Annotated in this window: 24 protein-coding genes and 1 pseudogene; 4 read left to right on the top strand and 21 right to left on the bottom strand. The window is 33.4% G+C overall.

The features are described from left to right. Nucleotides 1–13 precede the first annotated feature (13 nt). Entirely contained in the window at nucleotides 14–595 is a 582-nt protein-coding gene (gene clpP / locus BAU28_RS17695) for an ATP-dependent Clp endopeptidase proteolytic subunit ClpP (protein ID WP_071719360.1), read from the bottom strand. A 20-nt stretch (nucleotides 596–615) separates the two neighbouring features. Further along, nucleotides 616–1,302, bottom strand: a complete 687-nt coding sequence (locus tag BAU28_RS17690; protein WP_071719359.1) for an RNA polymerase subunit sigma-70 — start codon at nucleotides 1,300–1,302, stop codon at nucleotides 616–618. A gap of 143 nt (nucleotides 1,303–1,445) precedes the next feature. Between BAU28_RS17690 and BAU28_RS17685 the strand changes: the two genes are divergently transcribed. The 3 genes from BAU28_RS17685 (at nucleotide 1,446) to BAU28_RS17675 (ending at nucleotide 2,979) form a co-directional block, all read left to right on the top strand. Continuing rightward, on the top strand, nucleotides 1,446–1,766 hold the full coding sequence (locus BAU28_RS17685) for a 2Fe-2S iron-sulfur cluster-binding protein (RefSeq protein WP_002172267.1): 321 nt from the start codon (nucleotides 1,446–1,448) through the stop codon (nucleotides 1,764–1,766). Between the two features lie 4 nt (nucleotides 1,767–1,770). Further along, nucleotides 1,771–2,433 (top strand): ribose 5-phosphate isomerase A, encoded by a 663-nt coding sequence (gene rpiA, locus BAU28_RS17680; protein WP_071719358.1) that lies wholly within the window; start codon nucleotides 1,771–1,773, stop codon nucleotides 2,431–2,433. 111 nt (nucleotides 2,434–2,544) lie between these two features. Then, entirely contained in the window at nucleotides 2,545–2,979 is a 435-nt protein-coding gene (locus tag BAU28_RS17675; RefSeq protein WP_071719357.1) for a GNAT family N-acetyltransferase, read from the top strand. An 85-nt stretch (nucleotides 2,980–3,064) separates the two neighbouring features. Here BAU28_RS17675 and BAU28_RS17670 read toward each other — a convergent pair whose 3' ends face one another. From BAU28_RS17670 to BAU28_RS17585, 18 genes are all read right to left on the bottom strand, one after another. Next, entirely contained in the window at nucleotides 3,065–4,258 is a 1,194-nt protein-coding gene (locus BAU28_RS17670; protein ID WP_071719356.1) for a macrolide family glycosyltransferase, read from the bottom strand. 84 nt (nucleotides 4,259–4,342) lie between these two features. Continuing rightward, entirely contained in the window at nucleotides 4,343–5,020 is a 678-nt protein-coding gene (locus BAU28_RS17665; protein WP_116500380.1) for a formylglycine-generating enzyme family protein, read from the bottom strand. A gap of 53 nt (nucleotides 5,021–5,073) precedes the next feature. Then, a complete protein-coding gene (locus BAU28_RS17660) occupies nucleotides 5,074–5,586 on the bottom strand; it encodes a DNA topology modulation protein (RefSeq protein WP_048370960.1) in 513 nt (170 codons plus the stop codon). 49 nt (nucleotides 5,587–5,635) lie between these two features. After that, nucleotides 5,636–6,565 (bottom strand): phosphotransferase enzyme family protein, encoded by a 930-nt coding sequence (locus BAU28_RS17655; RefSeq protein ID WP_071719355.1) that lies wholly within the window; start codon nucleotides 6,563–6,565, stop codon nucleotides 5,636–5,638. A gap of 25 nt (nucleotides 6,566–6,590) precedes the next feature. After that, nucleotides 6,591–6,977, bottom strand: a complete 387-nt coding sequence (locus BAU28_RS17650) for a ribosomal maturation YjgA family protein (RefSeq protein WP_071719354.1) — start codon at nucleotides 6,975–6,977, stop codon at nucleotides 6,591–6,593. Nucleotides 6,978–7,069: 92 nt separating this feature from the next. Next, nucleotides 7,070–7,780 carry a class I SAM-dependent methyltransferase gene (locus tag BAU28_RS17645; RefSeq protein ID WP_071719353.1) on the bottom strand — a complete coding sequence of 237 codons (711 nt, stop codon included), beginning with the start codon at nucleotides 7,778–7,780 and terminating at the stop codon, nucleotides 7,070–7,072. Nucleotides 7,781–7,806: 26 nt separating this feature from the next. Then, the gene (locus tag BAU28_RS17640) at nucleotides 7,807–8,160 is read right to left on the bottom strand and encodes an MmcQ/YjbR family DNA-binding protein (RefSeq protein WP_048370968.1); all 354 of its coding nucleotides are present in this window, start codon (nucleotides 8,158–8,160) and stop codon (nucleotides 7,807–7,809) included. A gap of 15 nt (nucleotides 8,161–8,175) precedes the next feature. Next, complete coding sequence (locus tag BAU28_RS17635; RefSeq protein WP_071719352.1) at nucleotides 8,176–8,580, bottom strand: GNAT family N-acetyltransferase; 405 nt, start codon at nucleotides 8,578–8,580, stop codon at nucleotides 8,176–8,178. Nucleotides 8,581–8,614: 34 nt separating this feature from the next. Then, nucleotides 8,615–9,031 (bottom strand): GNAT family N-acetyltransferase, encoded by a 417-nt coding sequence (locus BAU28_RS17630; RefSeq protein WP_071719351.1) that lies wholly within the window; start codon nucleotides 9,029–9,031, stop codon nucleotides 8,615–8,617. A 34-nt stretch (nucleotides 9,032–9,065) separates the two neighbouring features. Beyond that, entirely contained in the window at nucleotides 9,066–9,437 is a 372-nt protein-coding gene (locus tag BAU28_RS17625; RefSeq protein WP_071719350.1) for a hypothetical protein, read from the bottom strand. A gap of 4 nt (nucleotides 9,438–9,441) precedes the next feature. Beyond that, nucleotides 9,442–10,209, bottom strand: a complete 768-nt coding sequence (locus BAU28_RS17620; RefSeq protein ID WP_071719349.1) for a serine hydrolase — start codon at nucleotides 10,207–10,209, stop codon at nucleotides 9,442–9,444. 166 nt (nucleotides 10,210–10,375) lie between these two features. Further along, nucleotides 10,376–10,888, bottom strand: coding sequence for a GNAT family N-acetyltransferase (locus BAU28_RS17615; RefSeq protein WP_071719348.1), 513 nt, complete (start codon nucleotides 10,886–10,888; stop codon nucleotides 10,376–10,378). A gap of 72 nt (nucleotides 10,889–10,960) precedes the next feature. After that, nucleotides 10,961–11,968 (bottom strand): HAAS signaling domain-containing protein, encoded by a 1,008-nt coding sequence (locus BAU28_RS17610; RefSeq protein ID WP_071719347.1) that lies wholly within the window; start codon nucleotides 11,966–11,968, stop codon nucleotides 10,961–10,963. Continuing rightward, a complete protein-coding gene (locus BAU28_RS17605) occupies nucleotides 11,955–12,302 on the bottom strand; it encodes a PadR family transcriptional regulator (protein WP_071719346.1) in 348 nt (115 codons plus the stop codon). The genes BAU28_RS17610 and BAU28_RS17605 overlap by 14 nt, the downstream gene beginning before the upstream one ends. Before the next feature lie 149 nt (nucleotides 12,303–12,451). Then, on the bottom strand, nucleotides 12,452–12,784 hold the full coding sequence (locus BAU28_RS17600) for a DUF952 domain-containing protein (RefSeq protein ID WP_071719569.1): 333 nt from the start codon (nucleotides 12,782–12,784) through the stop codon (nucleotides 12,452–12,454). A 79-nt stretch (nucleotides 12,785–12,863) separates the two neighbouring features. Continuing rightward, complete coding sequence (locus tag BAU28_RS17595; protein ID WP_071719345.1) at nucleotides 12,864–14,939, bottom strand: HelD family protein; 2,076 nt, start codon at nucleotides 14,937–14,939, stop codon at nucleotides 12,864–12,866. Nucleotides 14,940–15,171: 232 nt separating this feature from the next. Further along, nucleotides 15,172–16,158, bottom strand: a complete 987-nt coding sequence (locus BAU28_RS17590) for an LLM class flavin-dependent oxidoreductase (RefSeq protein ID WP_071719344.1) — start codon at nucleotides 16,156–16,158, stop codon at nucleotides 15,172–15,174. 92 nt (nucleotides 16,159–16,250) lie between these two features. Beyond that, nucleotides 16,251–16,538: a hypothetical protein gene (locus BAU28_RS17585; protein WP_071719343.1), complete on the bottom strand. Its 288-nt coding sequence runs from the start codon at nucleotides 16,536–16,538 to the stop codon at nucleotides 16,251–16,253. Nucleotides 16,539–16,818: 280 nt separating this feature from the next. Between BAU28_RS17585 and BAU28_RS30985 the strand changes: the two are divergent. After that, nucleotides 16,819–17,016, top strand: a pseudogene (locus BAU28_RS30985) (IS4 family transposase); the annotation flags it as partial. Nucleotides 17,017–17,124: 108 nt separating this feature from the next. Here the strand turns inward: BAU28_RS30985 and BAU28_RS17580 are convergent. Continuing rightward, nucleotides 17,125–17,862 carry a class I SAM-dependent methyltransferase gene (locus tag BAU28_RS17580; RefSeq protein WP_071719342.1) on the bottom strand — a complete coding sequence of 246 codons (738 nt, stop codon included), beginning with the start codon at nucleotides 17,860–17,862 and terminating at the stop codon, nucleotides 17,125–17,127. Nucleotides 17,863–17,865: the final 3 nt, after the last annotated feature.

Here is a 17,865-nt window from a genome sequence, read left to right as displayed (position 1 = left end):
AGCCTGCTTTATTTTATTTTTTCGTAACGACATCATCTAAAATCCCGTATTCCTTCGCTTCTTCTGCAGTCATAAAATAATCTCTTTCTGTATCATGTGCTACTCTTTCAATTGGTTGCCCTGTTTTTTCTGCAATCATTTTATTAATATCACGCTTTAACTTTAATATTCTTTTTGCTGTAATTTCAATTTCCGTCGCTTGCCCTTTCGCACCACCGAGCGGTTGATGAATCATGATTTCACTATTAGGTAACGCAAAGCGTTTTCCTTTTGCACCTGATAATAATAATAGTGCACCAAATGATGCCGCTAAGCCCATACAAAGCGTTTGCACATCTGGTTTAATAAGATTCATCGTATCTAATATTGCAAATCCCGCTGTCGTTGAACCACCTGGACTATTGATATACAGGAATATATCCTTTTCTGCATCTTCCGCTTCTAAAAATAATAATTGAGCTACGACACTACTCGCTACTTGATCGTTAATTTCTGATCCGATAATAATAATTCGGTCTTTTAATAACCTTGAATATATATCATAGGAGCGTTCTCCTAATTTCGTTTGTTCTACAACATATGGAATTGCATTCATTATAAATCCCTCCATCTATTTTATGCCGCACTAAGCATACAACTGTAAGAAGAACGTTTTTTCATACTGAATAATAACACCGGTTGTATTGATGGTAACTTAGTGAAATCTATTGTTGGGAGAAGCTTCGTTAACAATTCCGGCCTTTCCTCACGAATAGACGTTACTACAACTTCAATATCTTCTGTGAATTCGACTATCTCAATCCCTTCTTCACTTACAGTTTTCAGCCTATTTCTACTCCTAAATAATGATGCTTTAACCGCACCTTCTGATACAGAGCATATTTTTGCAATATCCGCGATACTATACTGAAAAACATCCTTTAATAATAAAATTACGGATTGTTGCACATTTAGCGAAAATAGTACTTTTCCTACCATCTCATGCAAATCTGCAATCTTTTCATGTGGTTCTTCAAATGTAATTTGCTCTTCCATTTTCTCTTGAACTGACTTTACTTTTACTTGGTCTAGCCACCGGTTTCTAGCTATTTTATATAGAAGCGTCATACAAATATCTTTATCACTATACTTTTGAAGAACTTTACATACTGCTTCTTGGGCGAGATCCTCTCCATCCCATTTGTTTTTCGTTAAAAACGTACAGTACCTTTTTAACTCTCCATATTGCTCAATTAAAAAATTTATATTTGAATGATTCATATCGATATGATTCTTTAAGAATTGCGTTACTTTTGTGCACAAAATAACCACTCCTTTTCAGCGCTTACTTAATAAACGATTGAACAAATAAAAAAGTTACGGGGCTTATAATAAATTTTATGTTTATGTTCATGAATACGGGTCATAAATATGTTATATAGAATTTTACATGAGGAGGAATCCATTTGCCAAAATTAACAGTTGAAGGTACCGGAACTTTTGATATTAAGGAAGGAACGAAATTAGTATTAGCACTTGAAGATAACGGTGTGCATATTCTACATCGTTGCGGTGGCAAAGCAAGATGTACAACTTGTCGAGTTGAAGTCATTGCAGGTGATTTTTGTGATCCCACAAATGATGAAAAACAAGCGATTACGGAAAAAGGGATTGAAGATCATTTAAGATTATCGTGCCAAATGCGTGTACACAAAGATATTACTGTCCGCCCTATCCTTACAGTTGAAAATTCTGGCTTAGATGCTGGACCACGTCCGGCGGAGTAAAGCGATGAATTTAAAACAGCTCGCCGGTGAATATGCTGCGGATTTTGTACAAGACAATATGAAAGTTGGACTCGGCACAGGCTCCACCGTATATTGGACAATACAAAAATTAGGGAAACGTGTGCAAGAAGGTTTATCCATTCAAGCAGTACCAACATCAAAAGAAACTGAAGCATTAGCTAAACAACTGTCAATTCCATTAATTTCCTTAAATGAAATTGATATACTCAATCTCACCATAGATGGTGCAGACGAAATTGATTCGAATTTGCAGTTAATAAAAGGTGGTGGTGGTGCATTACTTCGCGAAAAAATTGTCGCTGCCTCCTCTGAAAAACTTATTATTATTGCAGATGAATCCAAACTCGTTTCACATTTAGGTGCCTTTCCACTTCCTATTGAAATAGTCTCCTTCTCTTGGAAACAAACTGAAAAGAAAGTTCAGTCTTTAGGATGCGAAACGCGTTTACGTATGAAAAATGACGAACCATTTATAACCGATAACGGTAATTTCATTATTGATTGTATTTTTCCAAATAAAATATTGAATCCAAATGACATGCATAAAGAGCTAAAAATGATTACTGGTGTAGTTGAAAGTGGATTATTTATAAATATGACGAGCACAGCAATAATCGGAACCAAGAACGGTATAAAAGAATATTAACTATTTTAAAGACTGACTTTTGAAAGTCAGTTTTTCTTTTTCCTTTTATAACGCTACTGTATGATATACTATGAAAACACATACATATCATTCTAGAAAGGGCTGAACAAATTGGAATCAAAACTCATAACAGAATTTATAGATTTAGAAACTGCCTTTCACATTCGTAAAGAAGTATTTGTAAAAGAACAAGGTGTTCCTCTTGAAGACGAGTTCGATACATTCGATAGAATTGGCGAAGAATGCAAACATATTTTAGTTTATTATAATGAGCTTCCTGTAGGTACTGGTCGTATACGATTTGTTGACGGGATAGGCAAACTAGAAAGAATTTGTATTTTAAAAGACTATCGCAAATACGGATTAGGTAAAGTAATTATTCAATCATTAGAAGAGATTGCTCGTAACAAAGAAGCAAACAAAGTTAAATTGCATGGTCAAACACATGCCGAAGGATTTTATAAAAAATTAGGCTATCAAACCTCATCTGACGTATTTATGGAAGATGGAATTCCGCACATTCTTATGACGAAAGAATTGGCGTAATAAAAAGGGTATTATATGAATCTGCATTATGGATTCATATAATACCCTTTCATAGACACTGTTCTCATGTACAGTTTTACATTTACTACCGACCTATAAATGTAAAAATCTCATCAACAGCTTGCTTATGCCCACCTGACTTTCGGAAAGACTCCTTCATATTCAAAGAAGCTTCTTTAAATGACGGATTATTTAATACTAGCTCAACACTTTCACGTAGTTGATCCTCAGTTAATTCTTTCATATGTAACTGAACTCCTGCACCGATACTCTCCACTTGCTTTGCGATTACTGGTTGATCTGCGCTTTGCGGAATTACAACGAGTGGAACACCGTTAGAGAGTCCTTCATGCGTACTGTTCATCCCGCCGTGTGTAATAAATAATTTCGAATATGTAAGAAGTTCAGTTTGTGGTACATAATTTTTCACAATGAAGTTTTCAGGAATATCACCTAAATCACTTATTTTTGTTTTGCTGCCAATAGACATAACAATCGTATGGTCACTATTCTCGAATGCCTTAATACAAAGTTTATAAAAATCAATCGCTTCATTAAAAACAGTGCCTAGTGAAATATAAATCGGATTTTTCTCTTTAATTAAAGTATAATTGAAGCCCTCTTTTGTGATTGGTGTAGAGATAGATGGTCCTACAAATTTGAAATTTTCGTCAAATGCATCCCCAAAAGGTTGAAATTCCCTTGTTGTATAAACAATGGTAAGTGGTGCGGGATTACAGAAAACTTCATAAGATGATTGGATTTCAACACCATATTTTTCTTTAATTCCTGTTTTTAAGCTTTGAAAATCATTATTAATTCTATCATTAATTTCCACAGGGATATTTTTCGAAAGATGGTCTAACATTCTTTCAAATGATGTTTCATCCTGCGCAAAAGATGTACACGAATTTATTGCTGGAAGCTTAAGAATTTGAGCAATTAAACGGCCACAACCAAACATGGAATCATGAATAATATAATCAAAATGTTCCCCTTCAATTTGTTCTAGAACTCCAGGTATTACAAGATCTGCTGTATGTAAAAGGCCGTTTATTCTTTCATGTATATAATTTCGTCCACCGGAAAGAAAAGCTTGTAAAAATTTTTCATCATCAATCGTTCGTACCGTAGCACCTGTCTTCTCAATACGCTCTCTGAAAGCTTCTATTGAAAAATAAACTACTTCTTCTCCTCGTGCAATTAGTTCTTCTACAACTTGAATCGTTGGGTTAATATGTCCTTCTGATCCAACATTAATGAATAATACACGTGCCAATATAAACACTCCTTAAGTTAAATGATTTCTAAGTTGTCATTAGGAGTACGGGTACTTTCCCTGCTCCTATCTCTTATTCTCCTTCTAAATGGACCTAGCAAGCCTAAACCCAAGATCATCTATTTGAAATGTAGGATGACTACGCCTACGACAAGTAGCACCGCAGCCTCTAGCCTCTTCAGCCCAGCTACCGCCCCGGAAAATTCGATACGATCCATATACCTTTTCATCATACAAATCATAACACCATTCCCAAACGTTCCCTAACATATCATATAATCCCCATGTATTCGGTTCTTTTGTACCGACCTCATGAATTTGTCCCTCTGAGTTTTCATTATACCAAGCAATCTCTTTAAGTTCTCCATATATGTATCCAGTAGTTCCTGCTTTACATGCATATTGCCACTCTGCTTCAGAAGGTAATCGGTAACCGTTTGAATCTAAATTACAACGAACCGTTTGACCGTTATCACTAATAGAATAATACTCTTTTAATCCCGCTTTTTTTGAAAGTAAATTACAAAACAGAATCGCATCATTCCATGAAATATTTACAACTGGTTTATTATTTCCTTTGAATACATTTGGTGTATTATTCATAACGGCATCATATAATCCCATCGTTACAGCATACTTTGCAAGAAGAAACGGCTTAATTTGAACTTTCCATTCTTTTTTTATTCGATCATCTCTTAATATTACCTCTCCTACTGGAATTTTTACCATATAAGAATCAATCGAGCGAATGATTTCATTCAATGTTATCCCTCCATTTTATAATGGAACAAAATTAATTATTTTAGTGCATAAATTTATAGTTGCCGCACTTCCTTTAAAAATCGCTGAACTTCATTTGGAGATTTTAAAATAATAACTTCTTTATCCTGACTTAATTGATTTAGACTTTTTAAAATTGCAGGTCTTTTCATCTTAGGATATTCCCATATCCATTTAAAAAATTGCAAGTCAAACCTTTCTTCACATCCTGCGCCCATATCTGGTCTAGTTTTATTCCGATATTGTACAATTCTTTTAAAAGCACGATAAACACATATCGTTCTATGAATATCAAGAAAGATGATTGTATCAGCTGCGTTAATTCTTATGTCCATTGTCCCGCCATAATTCCCATCAATTATCCACTTTTCTTCTTTAATCAAGTCATTTTGAACGGTTCTTTGTTCGTCTCTCGGAACACCTACCCAATTCGGCTTCCAAAATAACGCATCCAGATGATGTACGTTTATGTTTAATTTATTTCCTAACTGTTTTGCTAATGTGGATTTTCCTGAACCACCAGAACCAATCAATATTATTTTTTTCATAAATGGCTCCTTTTTCATATCGTACTTATCAATAAATTTTCTACTTTATTTATATAAGTACGATACTTGCTATAACTTCTTCAATTTCTTCTTTATTCGCAAAAATCCATAAGAACATCTCTTCATTCAACTTTAGTAAATCAACTGACTGGACAAAATAAGTAATAAAGATAATTTGAATAGAAAGCATGACGTACCAAATAGTCTGTACTTCCTCTCTTGTTAATGCATTTTGCTTATTATATCCTTCAAAAATAGTTCTAACGATTTGTAACCAGTTCCTTCTTAATGTTTCATCCATATATAGCTCACTTAATACACTGGTAAAACAATAACTTAGATCAAACAATCTTACATTTTCTTCCAAAAGTTCAAAATCGATAAATCCTTGAAATTCATTGTCTTGAAAGATAACATTTGATAAGTGCATATCGCGATGAATGATTTGTTTCGGTAATAATTGAACTTTTTCTTTGAATTTTTTATGTAAGTTATTCATTTGTTGAATTACATCACGCTGAACCTGCTCATTCTTTTCTAAAATCGGCATAGCCCACTCGTATAACACTTTATACAAATCCCTTTTTATTAACTCACTTACATTCCCTACTGAATTAAGAGCCTGATGTAGATTGGCCAATTCCTCTCCAATTGTGCTTCCTAGCTCTTTCAGCTTTTCTGTATCTTTTATTTCTAGCACACTTCCGGCAACATATTCATACAAACAATAATACTTCTCTTTATAAAATACGTACCTTTCATCATTTTTCGTTTTCACTAATTTTTGTACTCTAATTCCTTTTTCATCAAGCTGTTCTAATACGTTTAGTTCAACTAGAAGCTGCTTTATCGATCCCTTCTCCTTTAAAATATACGCTTTATTATTACACGTAACCTTTGTGACTTTGGATTGAATTACAGTAGCCGTAACATGTTCATCATGAAACCAAAACTTTGCAATTTCCAGTGCATGCTCCATATACACATCCCCTTTTTAAAATCTCTTATTTCTCGCGTAACATAAACTCACAAAGCATTCCTACCCCAATACCAATTGTATAAGCCACTAAGTCACTCCACAAAAATCCGTAACCTAATACGAGTCCACCTAATGTCGTTGCCCGAATGCTATCAATCCATTCTGCATGGTACAATTGGCTAATTTCAATCCCGTAGCAAAATATCAAACTAATAATAGCTAATATCTTCGTTTCTATTTTAGGAAATAAAAAGCCAAATCCCGTAAAAATCATTAATGCCCATAACGCATCACCTAAATAAGCATTTAATATATCCGGTAAAGCATATGCAAATTTTCTTGAACTAAGGCCTAAAACAATTACGATTATAATAAAGATAGCGTATAGTATTCTGTTTCGTTTATTAATCATTATAAATTCTCCTAGTTTATACTTTCCTTTATTAATCTTAAACTAAAAACAGCTTGTAAAATATAACAATTTTACAAGCTATTTAAACGGTTTCACTTTGTATTCTTCGCTTTTATAATAAGGAAATGCGGGTTAGCGTTTAAATAATGATATGACTTCTTATCTACTTCTTTCATCTTTCCAATCGGTTTCGGCTCGACTACCTCTTCTAATACAAAATTATTCGTTGTTTCATTTATAATATTTTGAAGTGATCTTCTAAAGAAACTCACTTCAATTGTAATATTTGGTTTACGCCAAGTATCTACTAGTAACTGCGTTTTAAAATAATCTTCACACGGAAACTTTGTAAAATCCATAAACGGATGATGAACTGAATACACAAATAAACCACCTGGTTTAAGAACGCGATGAAACTCTTGAAATACATCACTCCAATTTTGCAAGTAATGAAGAGTAAGCGAACTTACGATGATATCAAAAGTATCATCTTCAAATGGTAATGTTTCTTCAAGATCATGACAAAGAAACGTTGCGTTTTCACCTACACATTCCCTTGCTGTTTTCACCATTTCTGGACTTACATCAATAGCCGTAACTTCTGCACCTCGGTTTACGAATTGAGAAGAATACCAACCAGCTGCGCAACCAGCATCTAAAACCTTCATCCCTTGCATTTGCTTCGGGATGATTTCCATCATTGCTGGTCTCTCATAATAACTGTTATATGGATTTACCGTATCAAGATTTTCTTTATACGTGCTAGCCAATTTATTATAAGTATCCTTTGTGGAATCTATCATTAATTTCTCCTCCTAATACTTATTAATTAATCCAATAACTCTTGCTGTTTTTTCTTTGAAAATGATTGCAGTACTAAATCATAAGACCAATCTATCATCTTATTAATTTGTTCTTGTTCTACATCCTTATGTATGTACACTGTATTCCAATGTTTTTTATTCATATGATAACCCGGAATTATTGTATCTGGATAATCTTCTCTTATTCTTAATGCGAGTTCCGGATCACATTTTAATGTGATTGCAGCTTTTTCACCCTCTTCATGGTTCACTATCGCAAATATTTTATTATTGAGCCTCATACAAGTTGCATTCCAACCATCTGGAGAATCTTCTGTCGCTTTTCTTTTCGATAAACAATATGCTCTTGTTGCATTCATAAAAATTGACACCTCTTATTCTTTTACTATTTGATTACGATGCATCACAATTTGCTTCGTCGCTTGAAATTGCTGTTCACCATAAAACTTTATTAGTTTCTCTCCGCAAAATAGACTAACAATATCAATATGAGATATTTCTCGAAGTAACGTAGTAAGCATCTTCTCTCCAATGCCTTTATTTCTTACACTTTCATATACGACAACATCTTCTATGTACGCTCGAAAAACACCATCAGAAACAACTCTAGCAAATCCAATTAATTCATTTTCTTCCCATACTCCAATTGCTATACTATTCTTTAACATTTTTTCAATATCGACTTCTTTTCTTTCTGGCCACCAACCTACAGAATCGTAAAGATTTTTTATTTGTTCTGCACAGATAGGGTGTTCGTGTTGAAATTTATATGTGTACATTTCCTATCCCCCTAGTAAACATAATATAATTATATTAAAGTCTTTTTTCTAAAAAATGTTGACTATATCCTTTAGGATGATCTTCAACGACCCCAAACTCTCGATAACCATGCTTTTTATAAAAATCTGGTGCTTGGAAACTAAATGAGTCTAGTAATATTAACCTACACCCTTTTTCCTTCGCAATTTCTTCGATTTTATGTAGCAATTGACTTCCATACCCATCATGACGAACTGATTCATCAACCCATAAAAAATCTACATGTAGATGATAAAAATACATCGTTCCTGTTACCCCGCCAAAGATTTTCCCTTCCTCATCTTTCACAACGAGGCTTACTTGTTCCATCGGCTGTTTTACTTCATCTGTTAAAATAGACATGTTATATTGAATTAATTTATTTTTAATGTATTCTCCTTCAGTGCGTGAACCGTTCTCTATACGTTTCATATATATTTCTTCCTTTCACCTTAGTAAGCTACATTTAATTTTTATTTCTTCTCTTTAAAATACTAATGAATACAAATCCACCATATGTAACAAAGCATGAAAAACCAATTATTCCTGGTACAGAGACATAGCCCGTTCTTATATAACTTATAACTGCAAAACTAACGATTGATAATAAAATAGATGGCCAAAATATAAGAGCTGTTTTTCTTCGTCTCTGTTTCGATGTATTTTCTTTCTCTACAGAAACACGTGTGCCAAAAAGCAATACAATACAAATTAGAATCGCTGCAAAGTAAATTGTATCTAATGATAAATTGTGATCGTATAGTGCGATTCCAACTTCAAGAGCAATAATTGTTAAAATTAAAATAATAATCGTTGAAGTTTTTAAGTTTCTTTTCAATCATTCACCCCCGCGATACTTTTTTATATTCTTTGTACAAGCACTTCAAAGCTTCTGTAATTGTTTCATCTACCATTTTATTATTAAATCGATCAGGTAAATCTTTGCCTCCAATTACATAAAGAAATGGAACTTCATTAAACATTCCCATTATACCAATATTTATTGTAGCTGTGGTCAATCCACCTGTCATATGAGCTAAATGATAATACGGTATACCTTCATAATCACCTTGTTGTCTTACCATTCCATTAATAATAGGTTCCCATAATTCTGGTTCTGATTTATAACTTTGAAAAATATGTACTAAAAGTGAATATACTTGATTTAACTCTCCAACATTTTGTTCATCTCTATGGTTTTCCTGTATATGAATCTTTGTAAAGTACGTTGAAACATATTCTCTGACAGTATCCCATCCTCCGCAGTGCATAACAATTGACTGAGCAATATAGCTATCATGGCATGCTATCATCACTTCAACCGCTTTTCTAAGTGTTAATGTATTTCTTCCTTGTAAGTGAGGATATAACTGCGCACTATCCTCATTTGGATTAAACTTAATATGATGAAGTATAGCATTCCAACTAATTTGTTTATCCTTTACCATCTTTGCTACTGCAAATCCAATTGCCACTTTTGCTGCTGATGCTAATGGAACATAAAGTTCACTATTATAGGAAGCAACTATGTTTTCATACTTTGTAGAGTAAACAACTAATCCAATTTGATCTGATTGTATTTCTTTAATTTTTTCAATGACAGTCTGCATATTCATTCCTCTTTTTATATCGTTTTATCATCTTTTCAAAATTCGATATAGAATATAAAAATCCTTTTTTGTTAAATGCTATTCATGCATTCAATAAGAAAAGGTAGCATGAAATTTTTTCATACTACCTTTTAAAAATATTTATTACGACGCATAACGAATACATCTATTCTTCGATAGGTTTTACAGGGCCATTAAGCCCCAATTGATAAAAAGCTAAATCTAACCATCTATTAAACTTATAACCAGCTTTGCTTATTGTCCCCGAATAAACAAAGCCGAAGTTTTTATGCATAGCAATGCTTTTTTCATTTTCTGCATCAATCCCAGCAATTAAAGTCATGTATTCTCTTTCTTTTGCAATTGCGATCAATGCTTTCATTAAAGAAGTTCCAATTCCATTTTTTCTATATTCTTTATTAACATACACAGAATGTTCAATTGAATATTTATAGGCAGGCCATGCTCTAAATGGGCCGAATGTCGCAAATCCTACTACTTTATTATCTAGTTCGTATACTAAAATTGGATACCCGTCAGCCTGTTTTTGTTCATACCAATCTATTCTATTTTCAAGGGTTACAGGTTTATATGCATATACAGCTGTTGTATTAAGTATCGCATCATTATAAATATTTAAAATAAATGTTAAATCTTTTTTCGTTGCTACCCTTATCATTGTTTTCTTCCTTTCAAAGTAATTTTTCTCTTTAACTTTCTAAAATGAGCGTTTTTGATTAAAATTTTAGATTTATTTATCTGAACGAACTCTAGCTTTTCGAAAACCATCAATAATATTTAGTACCGCGGATAATATGAAAATAATTACCCCTCCAACAATTAACCGCGTTTTAAATTCCTCTGGAGAAATAGTAAACACATTTGCTACATACGTAATAAACCCTTCGTTAAATAAATGCGGATTTACTACAATTACAATGAATACTATTGTTCCAGTTATTTGAAGAATTGCATTCCCAATTGCCAATCTTTTCGTCCATTGTCCCTGCACTAACTTATAAAGAGATATACCTATTTCAAAAGCAATCATAATTACAACGATTGGCCAATACTGAAGTAAAACATCTTGATTAAACGTTGGCGCGACGAACTTCAATCCATTTGCCGTGCCATGATATACGCCAACGAGATGATTCGCATAAAAATAAAATGTTGCCCATATTGCCGTCCACATTAAGCCTCCAAATACTTCGAACTTAGAAATCTTCTTTTTCTTCGGGATATACGGAGTACTTTTCAAATCATCCGGAGTCCATTTTTTAAAACGTGTTGTTAATGGCTGTGGGTCTTTTACATTATCAGTTCTCTCTAAAATAAAAAACACAAGTGTCAACCAGAAAAATACATGGAGTCCTACTTCGATTATTTCCCCTATGCCTTTCCCCATCAATTTTAAAATAACATATAATACCGCCTGATCACCACTATAGCCTATAATATTTTCTGCAACCATTGAAATAAGTGCAATCACAGCTGCAATCGGTATAATCATTTTTAATAACATCATATACACATCAAAATAGCGCGGTCCAATTAAATGCATTGGTCTATCCAAGTACCCATTAGCCAATGCAACTGGACTCCCTAATTTTTCAAGAACTCTCTTTACATCGTCTTCTTTATAATCATCGGGTAACATATCCTCGATTGTCGAACGTAACTCAAGTACAATATCATCACGGTTTTTCTCAGGTATTCTCTTCGCAACTTCCTGAATGTAAACCTCAATTAAATTCATTCTCGTCCTCCTCCTTTAATAAGTTATAAAGTTCTTTTGAATCTTTTATCCATTCTTTTTTCAATTGCAAAAAAATCTCTAATCCATATTCACTTAAAACATAATACTTACGAGGTCTACTCTCCGTTTTATCCCAACTACTCGTCACTAGTTCCTGCTTTTCTAATCGGCGAAGTAGTGGATATAAAGTACTTTGATCAATTGTGATCCCTGATTGCTCCAATAATTGGACAAGTGAATATCCATACTGCGGTGTTCTTAATTGGCTTAAAACAGCTAATGTCAATGTCCCTCTTCTTAACTCAGTAATTAACGAATTTAATAAAGTATCCATTCACCCACCTCATTTTTATTACTATATGTCATACAGTATATGTTTTATACTATGTATCGTACAGTATCTGTGTGACAAAAAACGGATAATAAAAAGCACAAACTATATGATTTGTGCTTTTCTAGCAAACTTAAATACCAATAATACTTTCAACTATGTACCTCGGGTAATATAAATTCTCCTTTTTCTTTAAGGAATGGGACAACATCTACAATCGACTCAACATTGATTACTCCATATACATGCGGATATTCTTGACCGTTAGAAGCAAGTTCATATTTTATTTCTGCTTTTACTAGGGATGGATCAATTGTAAGGAATAAAACATCTTCTTCGTGATTGAAATGTTTTTGGGCAACTTTTAAAGCTTGCCCCAAAAATGAACAATGAATAAATCCCTCTTCTTTAAGTGAGGCTTCATTAATTTCTCCAATTGTTTTTGCGGCTTCCAAATTTCTTTTTGTTATTACTTTTGTAATCATACCCATTTTCTCCCCCATATCTTTATATAGAAAAACAAGAGGTTTTTCTGTTCATTACTAGAAAAACCTCTTGAATTTTTTATTTTAATCCCTTTATTAAAGGCGATGCTTCCCCACTATGGAAAATCCATAAATCATGAAGTGATCTCGTACATCCGACATATAGTAACTTCGCATCATGTTTTGTATTTTTATAATGTTCTTCATCCACATCGATTATCAGTACAGCGTCAAATTCTAAACCTTTCGCTAAATAGACAGGTACCACTGAAATGCCACCTTCATATTTACTTTGATCCGCTTCGATCACGTTCACTTTTAGTCCTGCATTTGTTAATTTCTCATACATATCACGGCATTCATCGTCTGTTCTTCCTATTACCGCAATTGTTTTCACATCTTCATTTTGTAGATGTTTTAACGTCTTCACAATTTCAGTGAATTGATCTTCTGCATGGATCACTTTCACATCTTCACCGCTACGGAAAACTGGTGTTGCGAGTCCTACTGGTATTTCCGCATTTTTAATTATTTCATTTGCAAATTCAATAATTTCTTTTGTAGAACGATAACTTCTCGTCAGTTCATAATAACCAGTTTCTTGGAATACTTCCTTAAAGGCATTCCAGTCTTCAATTCCTTGATAATCATAAATCGCTTGAGATAAATCACCTAATATGGTGAAAGAATTACCTAGTGTAATTTCTTTTAATACATAAACTTGGAATGGTGAAAAATCTTGCGCTTCATCAATAACGACGTGATGAAACTTCTGTCCGATTTCAATACCCGTTATACGATGATGTATATAAATTAAAGCTGGTAAATCTTCTATATATACTTCTTTTTTACGGCAATTCTTTTCTGTTTCTTGAACAAGTTCTTCAGGTAATACTTCGAGTATTTCTTTACTCTTCATCATCGAACTATATAGTGACAGCGGGCTCATTTTCGGCCAAAAATTCATATATGTGTTCAATCTCTTTGTCGCTTCTTTTTTTAGTAACTTTTTCTCGTTTGTTTCTCCAAACTTTTTAAGTTCAATTTCAATCCAGCGCTTCATTCGGCCGACTAAACGTTCTCTTCTTTTCTTTAATGGATAATGTTTATATTCAACTTGCATCCATTTTTTAACGTCTTCCACTGGAATAACTGCTTTATCCCATGCTTCAAAATCTTTTGTCGGCATTAAATCTTTTTCAAATTGAGCCATTCTTTCTTCAATAAACGACTTGAATTCCAGCGTACCCTTTAATTTACCAAGCATAACCTTGTTTTCATCACGATTAATCGAAAATGCTTCTTTCAATTTTTCTTCTGTCTGCTTCAGTTTCACCGAATCATCTAACGTACGTAATGCCCAATCCGGAAACGTTGTTTGACTAATATTACCTACCCCTAGTTCAGGAAGTACACTCGAAATATAGTCTAAAAACAAACTGTTTGGAGCGAATACAATCATTCTCTCCGCTTCTAGTTGTTCACGATATTCATAAATTAAAAAAGCAAGGCGATGTAAAGCGATTGTTGTTTTTCCGCTCCCTGCAACCCCTTGAATTAATAATGGTAAGTTTCTTTCCGCACGAATAATATCATTTTGCTCCGATTGTATAGTCGAAACGATATCTTTCAATTTATTGTCTTTATTCTCGCCTAATCGATATAGAAGAAAATCATCAGCATGCGAGACATCTTCATTTCCTTTCACATATGTATCAACAACACGTTCTAATTCTCTCTTTCGAATGGAAATGTTTCGTTTTAAATAAACATCGCCTTCTACTAATCCGTCTGGTGATTGATAAAATGCTAATTCTTCTCCACCGGTAAATGAATAAAACATGCTTGCGACAGGTGCTCTCCAATCAATTACAATTGGTTTCATCGTGTCTTTATCTGAAACACCGACTTTACCGATGTAAATCGGCATAACTGCTTCTTTTCCATCCTCTTGAAAGTCTAGTCTTCCAAAGTAAGGTTCTTGTACACCAATACGTAAGTTTTGTCTATTAGACTCCCTCATACTTTCAAGAATTTGCTCTTTAAAATCTTCTCCATAATACACCGGGATTTTTTCAAGCTGTTCTAATTGATCATCCATCGTACATAAAGTATCTTTCATTGTTTGTAACTCTTCTTCAAATATGTTGCTCATTTTGATGATTCCCTCCTGTCCGTTCCAATTTTTTCAGTCGAAATATAATTTTATAAAAAACACAATCATAAAGTCAATAGTTTAAGTGAGAATTTTCCGAAATAAAGAAAAGATAGTGATAAGCCCATCCCCATCAAGCTGAGATTTTGAAATATCCTCAAAACAAATTTTTTCTCTATATTTATTTATGAGAATTACATTCATTTTTTTGTTTTGGGGACCAATCAATTTTTCACTTACATACAGGAATTACATACTTACCAAATAAATCTAAAGATGAAAGCACTTTATGATGTTCTAATCCACCAAAATTCATTACTGCCATAAAATTCGTAACACCTATTTCACTGTAGGACTGAATTTGTTTAATAACTTCATCAGGACTTCCTATTACTGGATTGAATTTATGTTTAAGGTCTTCATATGAAATATTCGTCCCACGCGGAGTATTCATAAATAGTTGATAAGGGCCTTTTGCATTTGATTCAGCATCTGCATATGTTTCACCAACATGAACATGAAATGCAATAGGGATTTCCAACTCTTCTGGATTACCGTATCCTGACTTTAGATACGTATTCTTGTAAGTATCAATCAGCTTTGCTAATTCATCTCGTGATTTACTAAACCCAAGCCCCATGAAATTGTTTCCCATACTAGCAACATGATTAACACTTTTTTCACTAGAGGTTGCAATCCAATGAGGCGGAAACGGAGCTTGTGTTGGCTGAACATTAAGCCTAAGGTCTTTGTATTGAAAAAAGTTCCCTTGATGAGAAAAAATCTTGCCTGACCATGCCTTACGTAGCACTTCTAGAGACTCGTTAAAACGCTCAGTTTTGTCCTCCAATGAAATATTATAACCATCAAATTCCTTCTGTGCATATCCACTACCTAGCCCCAAGTCTAATCTTCCGTTTGATAAAAGATCAACCATCGCATAATCTTCAGCAACTCGTATAGGGTTGTGTAATGGCAGTACTGAAACACCCACACCAAGGCGAATTCTATTCGTCCTTTGAGATACCGCAGCGAGCAAAACTGCTGGAGAAGGATTAATACCAAAATCTGAGAAATGATGTTCTGCAAACCATACTCCATCAAAATTCATTTCTTCAGCCCGAACAGCTTGCTCCAATACCTCATTATAGAATTGTTTAGGAGTTCGAGATAATTGATCGGGGTAATTGTCAAATATTGTAAACTTACTGAATTTCATTTAATATCGCTCCTGATAATTTTATTTAGTTTCTTCACTTCATAGATTGCTTACAAAAAATCTAGATGGTACTGTATTTGAAAATAATCATTCTAGTTATCCGAATCATTCCACTGACGACTTATTTCTAGCCCATAATCCATATCGTAAACTTCTTTTATAGCTTTAACTTTTTCCAGACTTTCATCGCTAAACACAGGTTTATTTTCAAAAGAATGTAGAACGATTCTTTCAAGAAGAACGCCTAGCGAAATATCATGATATTCTGCCATCGCTTTCAAAACTTTTACCATTCTTTTTTCCATCCTAATTCCAGTCTGCACACGTTCAACTTTAGTTTTTGTATTTTTTTCATTTATTTGTTCAGTATTTTGTTTCATAATTACACATCCTTACCGTTAAAAATAATATTTTGGTACCTTGATAATAATGTATCATTATAACACTGGTGCATATTTTGTCAATTGTGTCATTTTATTATTGCTTAAACATAATTGATTCTCGCCCTATTACTATCATCAAGATAATGTAAAATCGTATCCATATAACGAAAAAAACGCTATTCTTTTTATAGAAATATACAAAAAGGATAGCGTTTTTAATATGAATTTATCGATTTTTAATGAACTAGTATTAGTTTCTAAAGAATTACAATGATATATGCCACCTAATACTTTGGAGTGATTAGTTAGAAAGATCTGATTCGTTTAACAAACAAGTGAATATAGTTCACAAGAACTAGTAGACCTATGTGTTTGGTTAAGCCAAAACATAGCTCATACTTTATTAACTCAACTTTTCAGTCGATTAGAAGCTAACACAGATATTTCTATGAGTACAGAAGCACTCAACCAAAAATGTAAACCAACTATTTTCGTCGTATTTGTTTATTAGATTCTACAAATTTGAAATTCCCCTCACATAAACTTAGCTTAATGTGTATGAGGGATAAGCCCTACCTTTTCCTTATTTCTTTTTTACTTTTATACGATACGATAAGCACTTATGTAAAGAAGCTTTCTCTTTATATCGCGATTTCTCAAAATCAAATGCGCCGCCTGGGAAAATTGCTACAATATTTAAATTTGCTTCATCACATAGATTGCTAATCTCTTCCACTGTATAGCAACGTAAAGACTGTGTCACAATATCATTTGGATAATTAGGATTCCACCAATGATCTAGCATTCTTTCATTTATACTGTCATACTCATACTTTCGCATCGCTGAACCAAGTGGCATTTCTCTCCCATTCACTTCTTTCCAATACAACGGTTGATAAATATCAATTAATGCACAACCATCATCTTTCATCCATTTTTTAATCCTGTTTAATAGAAACATTTGTTCTTCATCTGTTCCTACACCAAAACCGTCTAAATAGCTGACTACATCAAATTCTTCTTGAATATCAATTTGATAGAAATCACCATGATGAATCGTAATATCTTTGCTAGAATGCCCCTTTGCAAATTCAACTAATTCTGATACAAGTTCTACAGTCGTCATTGTTACGCTTAACTTTGACATCGCTCTAGCAAATCCACCATTTCCTGCACCGAGTTCTAACATCGTTTGAAATGGATGACCAACTTGTTCTTGTACTTCTATAGCAACCTGCTCTAGCCAGCTTTCTGTATTTATATCATAATTTAGTAATTCAAATTGTTTTTTGTAAAATTCCTTTACATTTAATTCGTTCATTTT

This window comes from Bacillus paramycoides (genome assembly GCF_001884235.1).
GTDB lineage: Bacteria > Bacillota > Bacilli > Bacillales > Bacillaceae_G > Bacillus_A > Bacillus_A paramycoides.
Note: the sequence above shows the minus strand (reverse complement) of the source record. Positions and strands in the feature narration are given on the sequence as shown.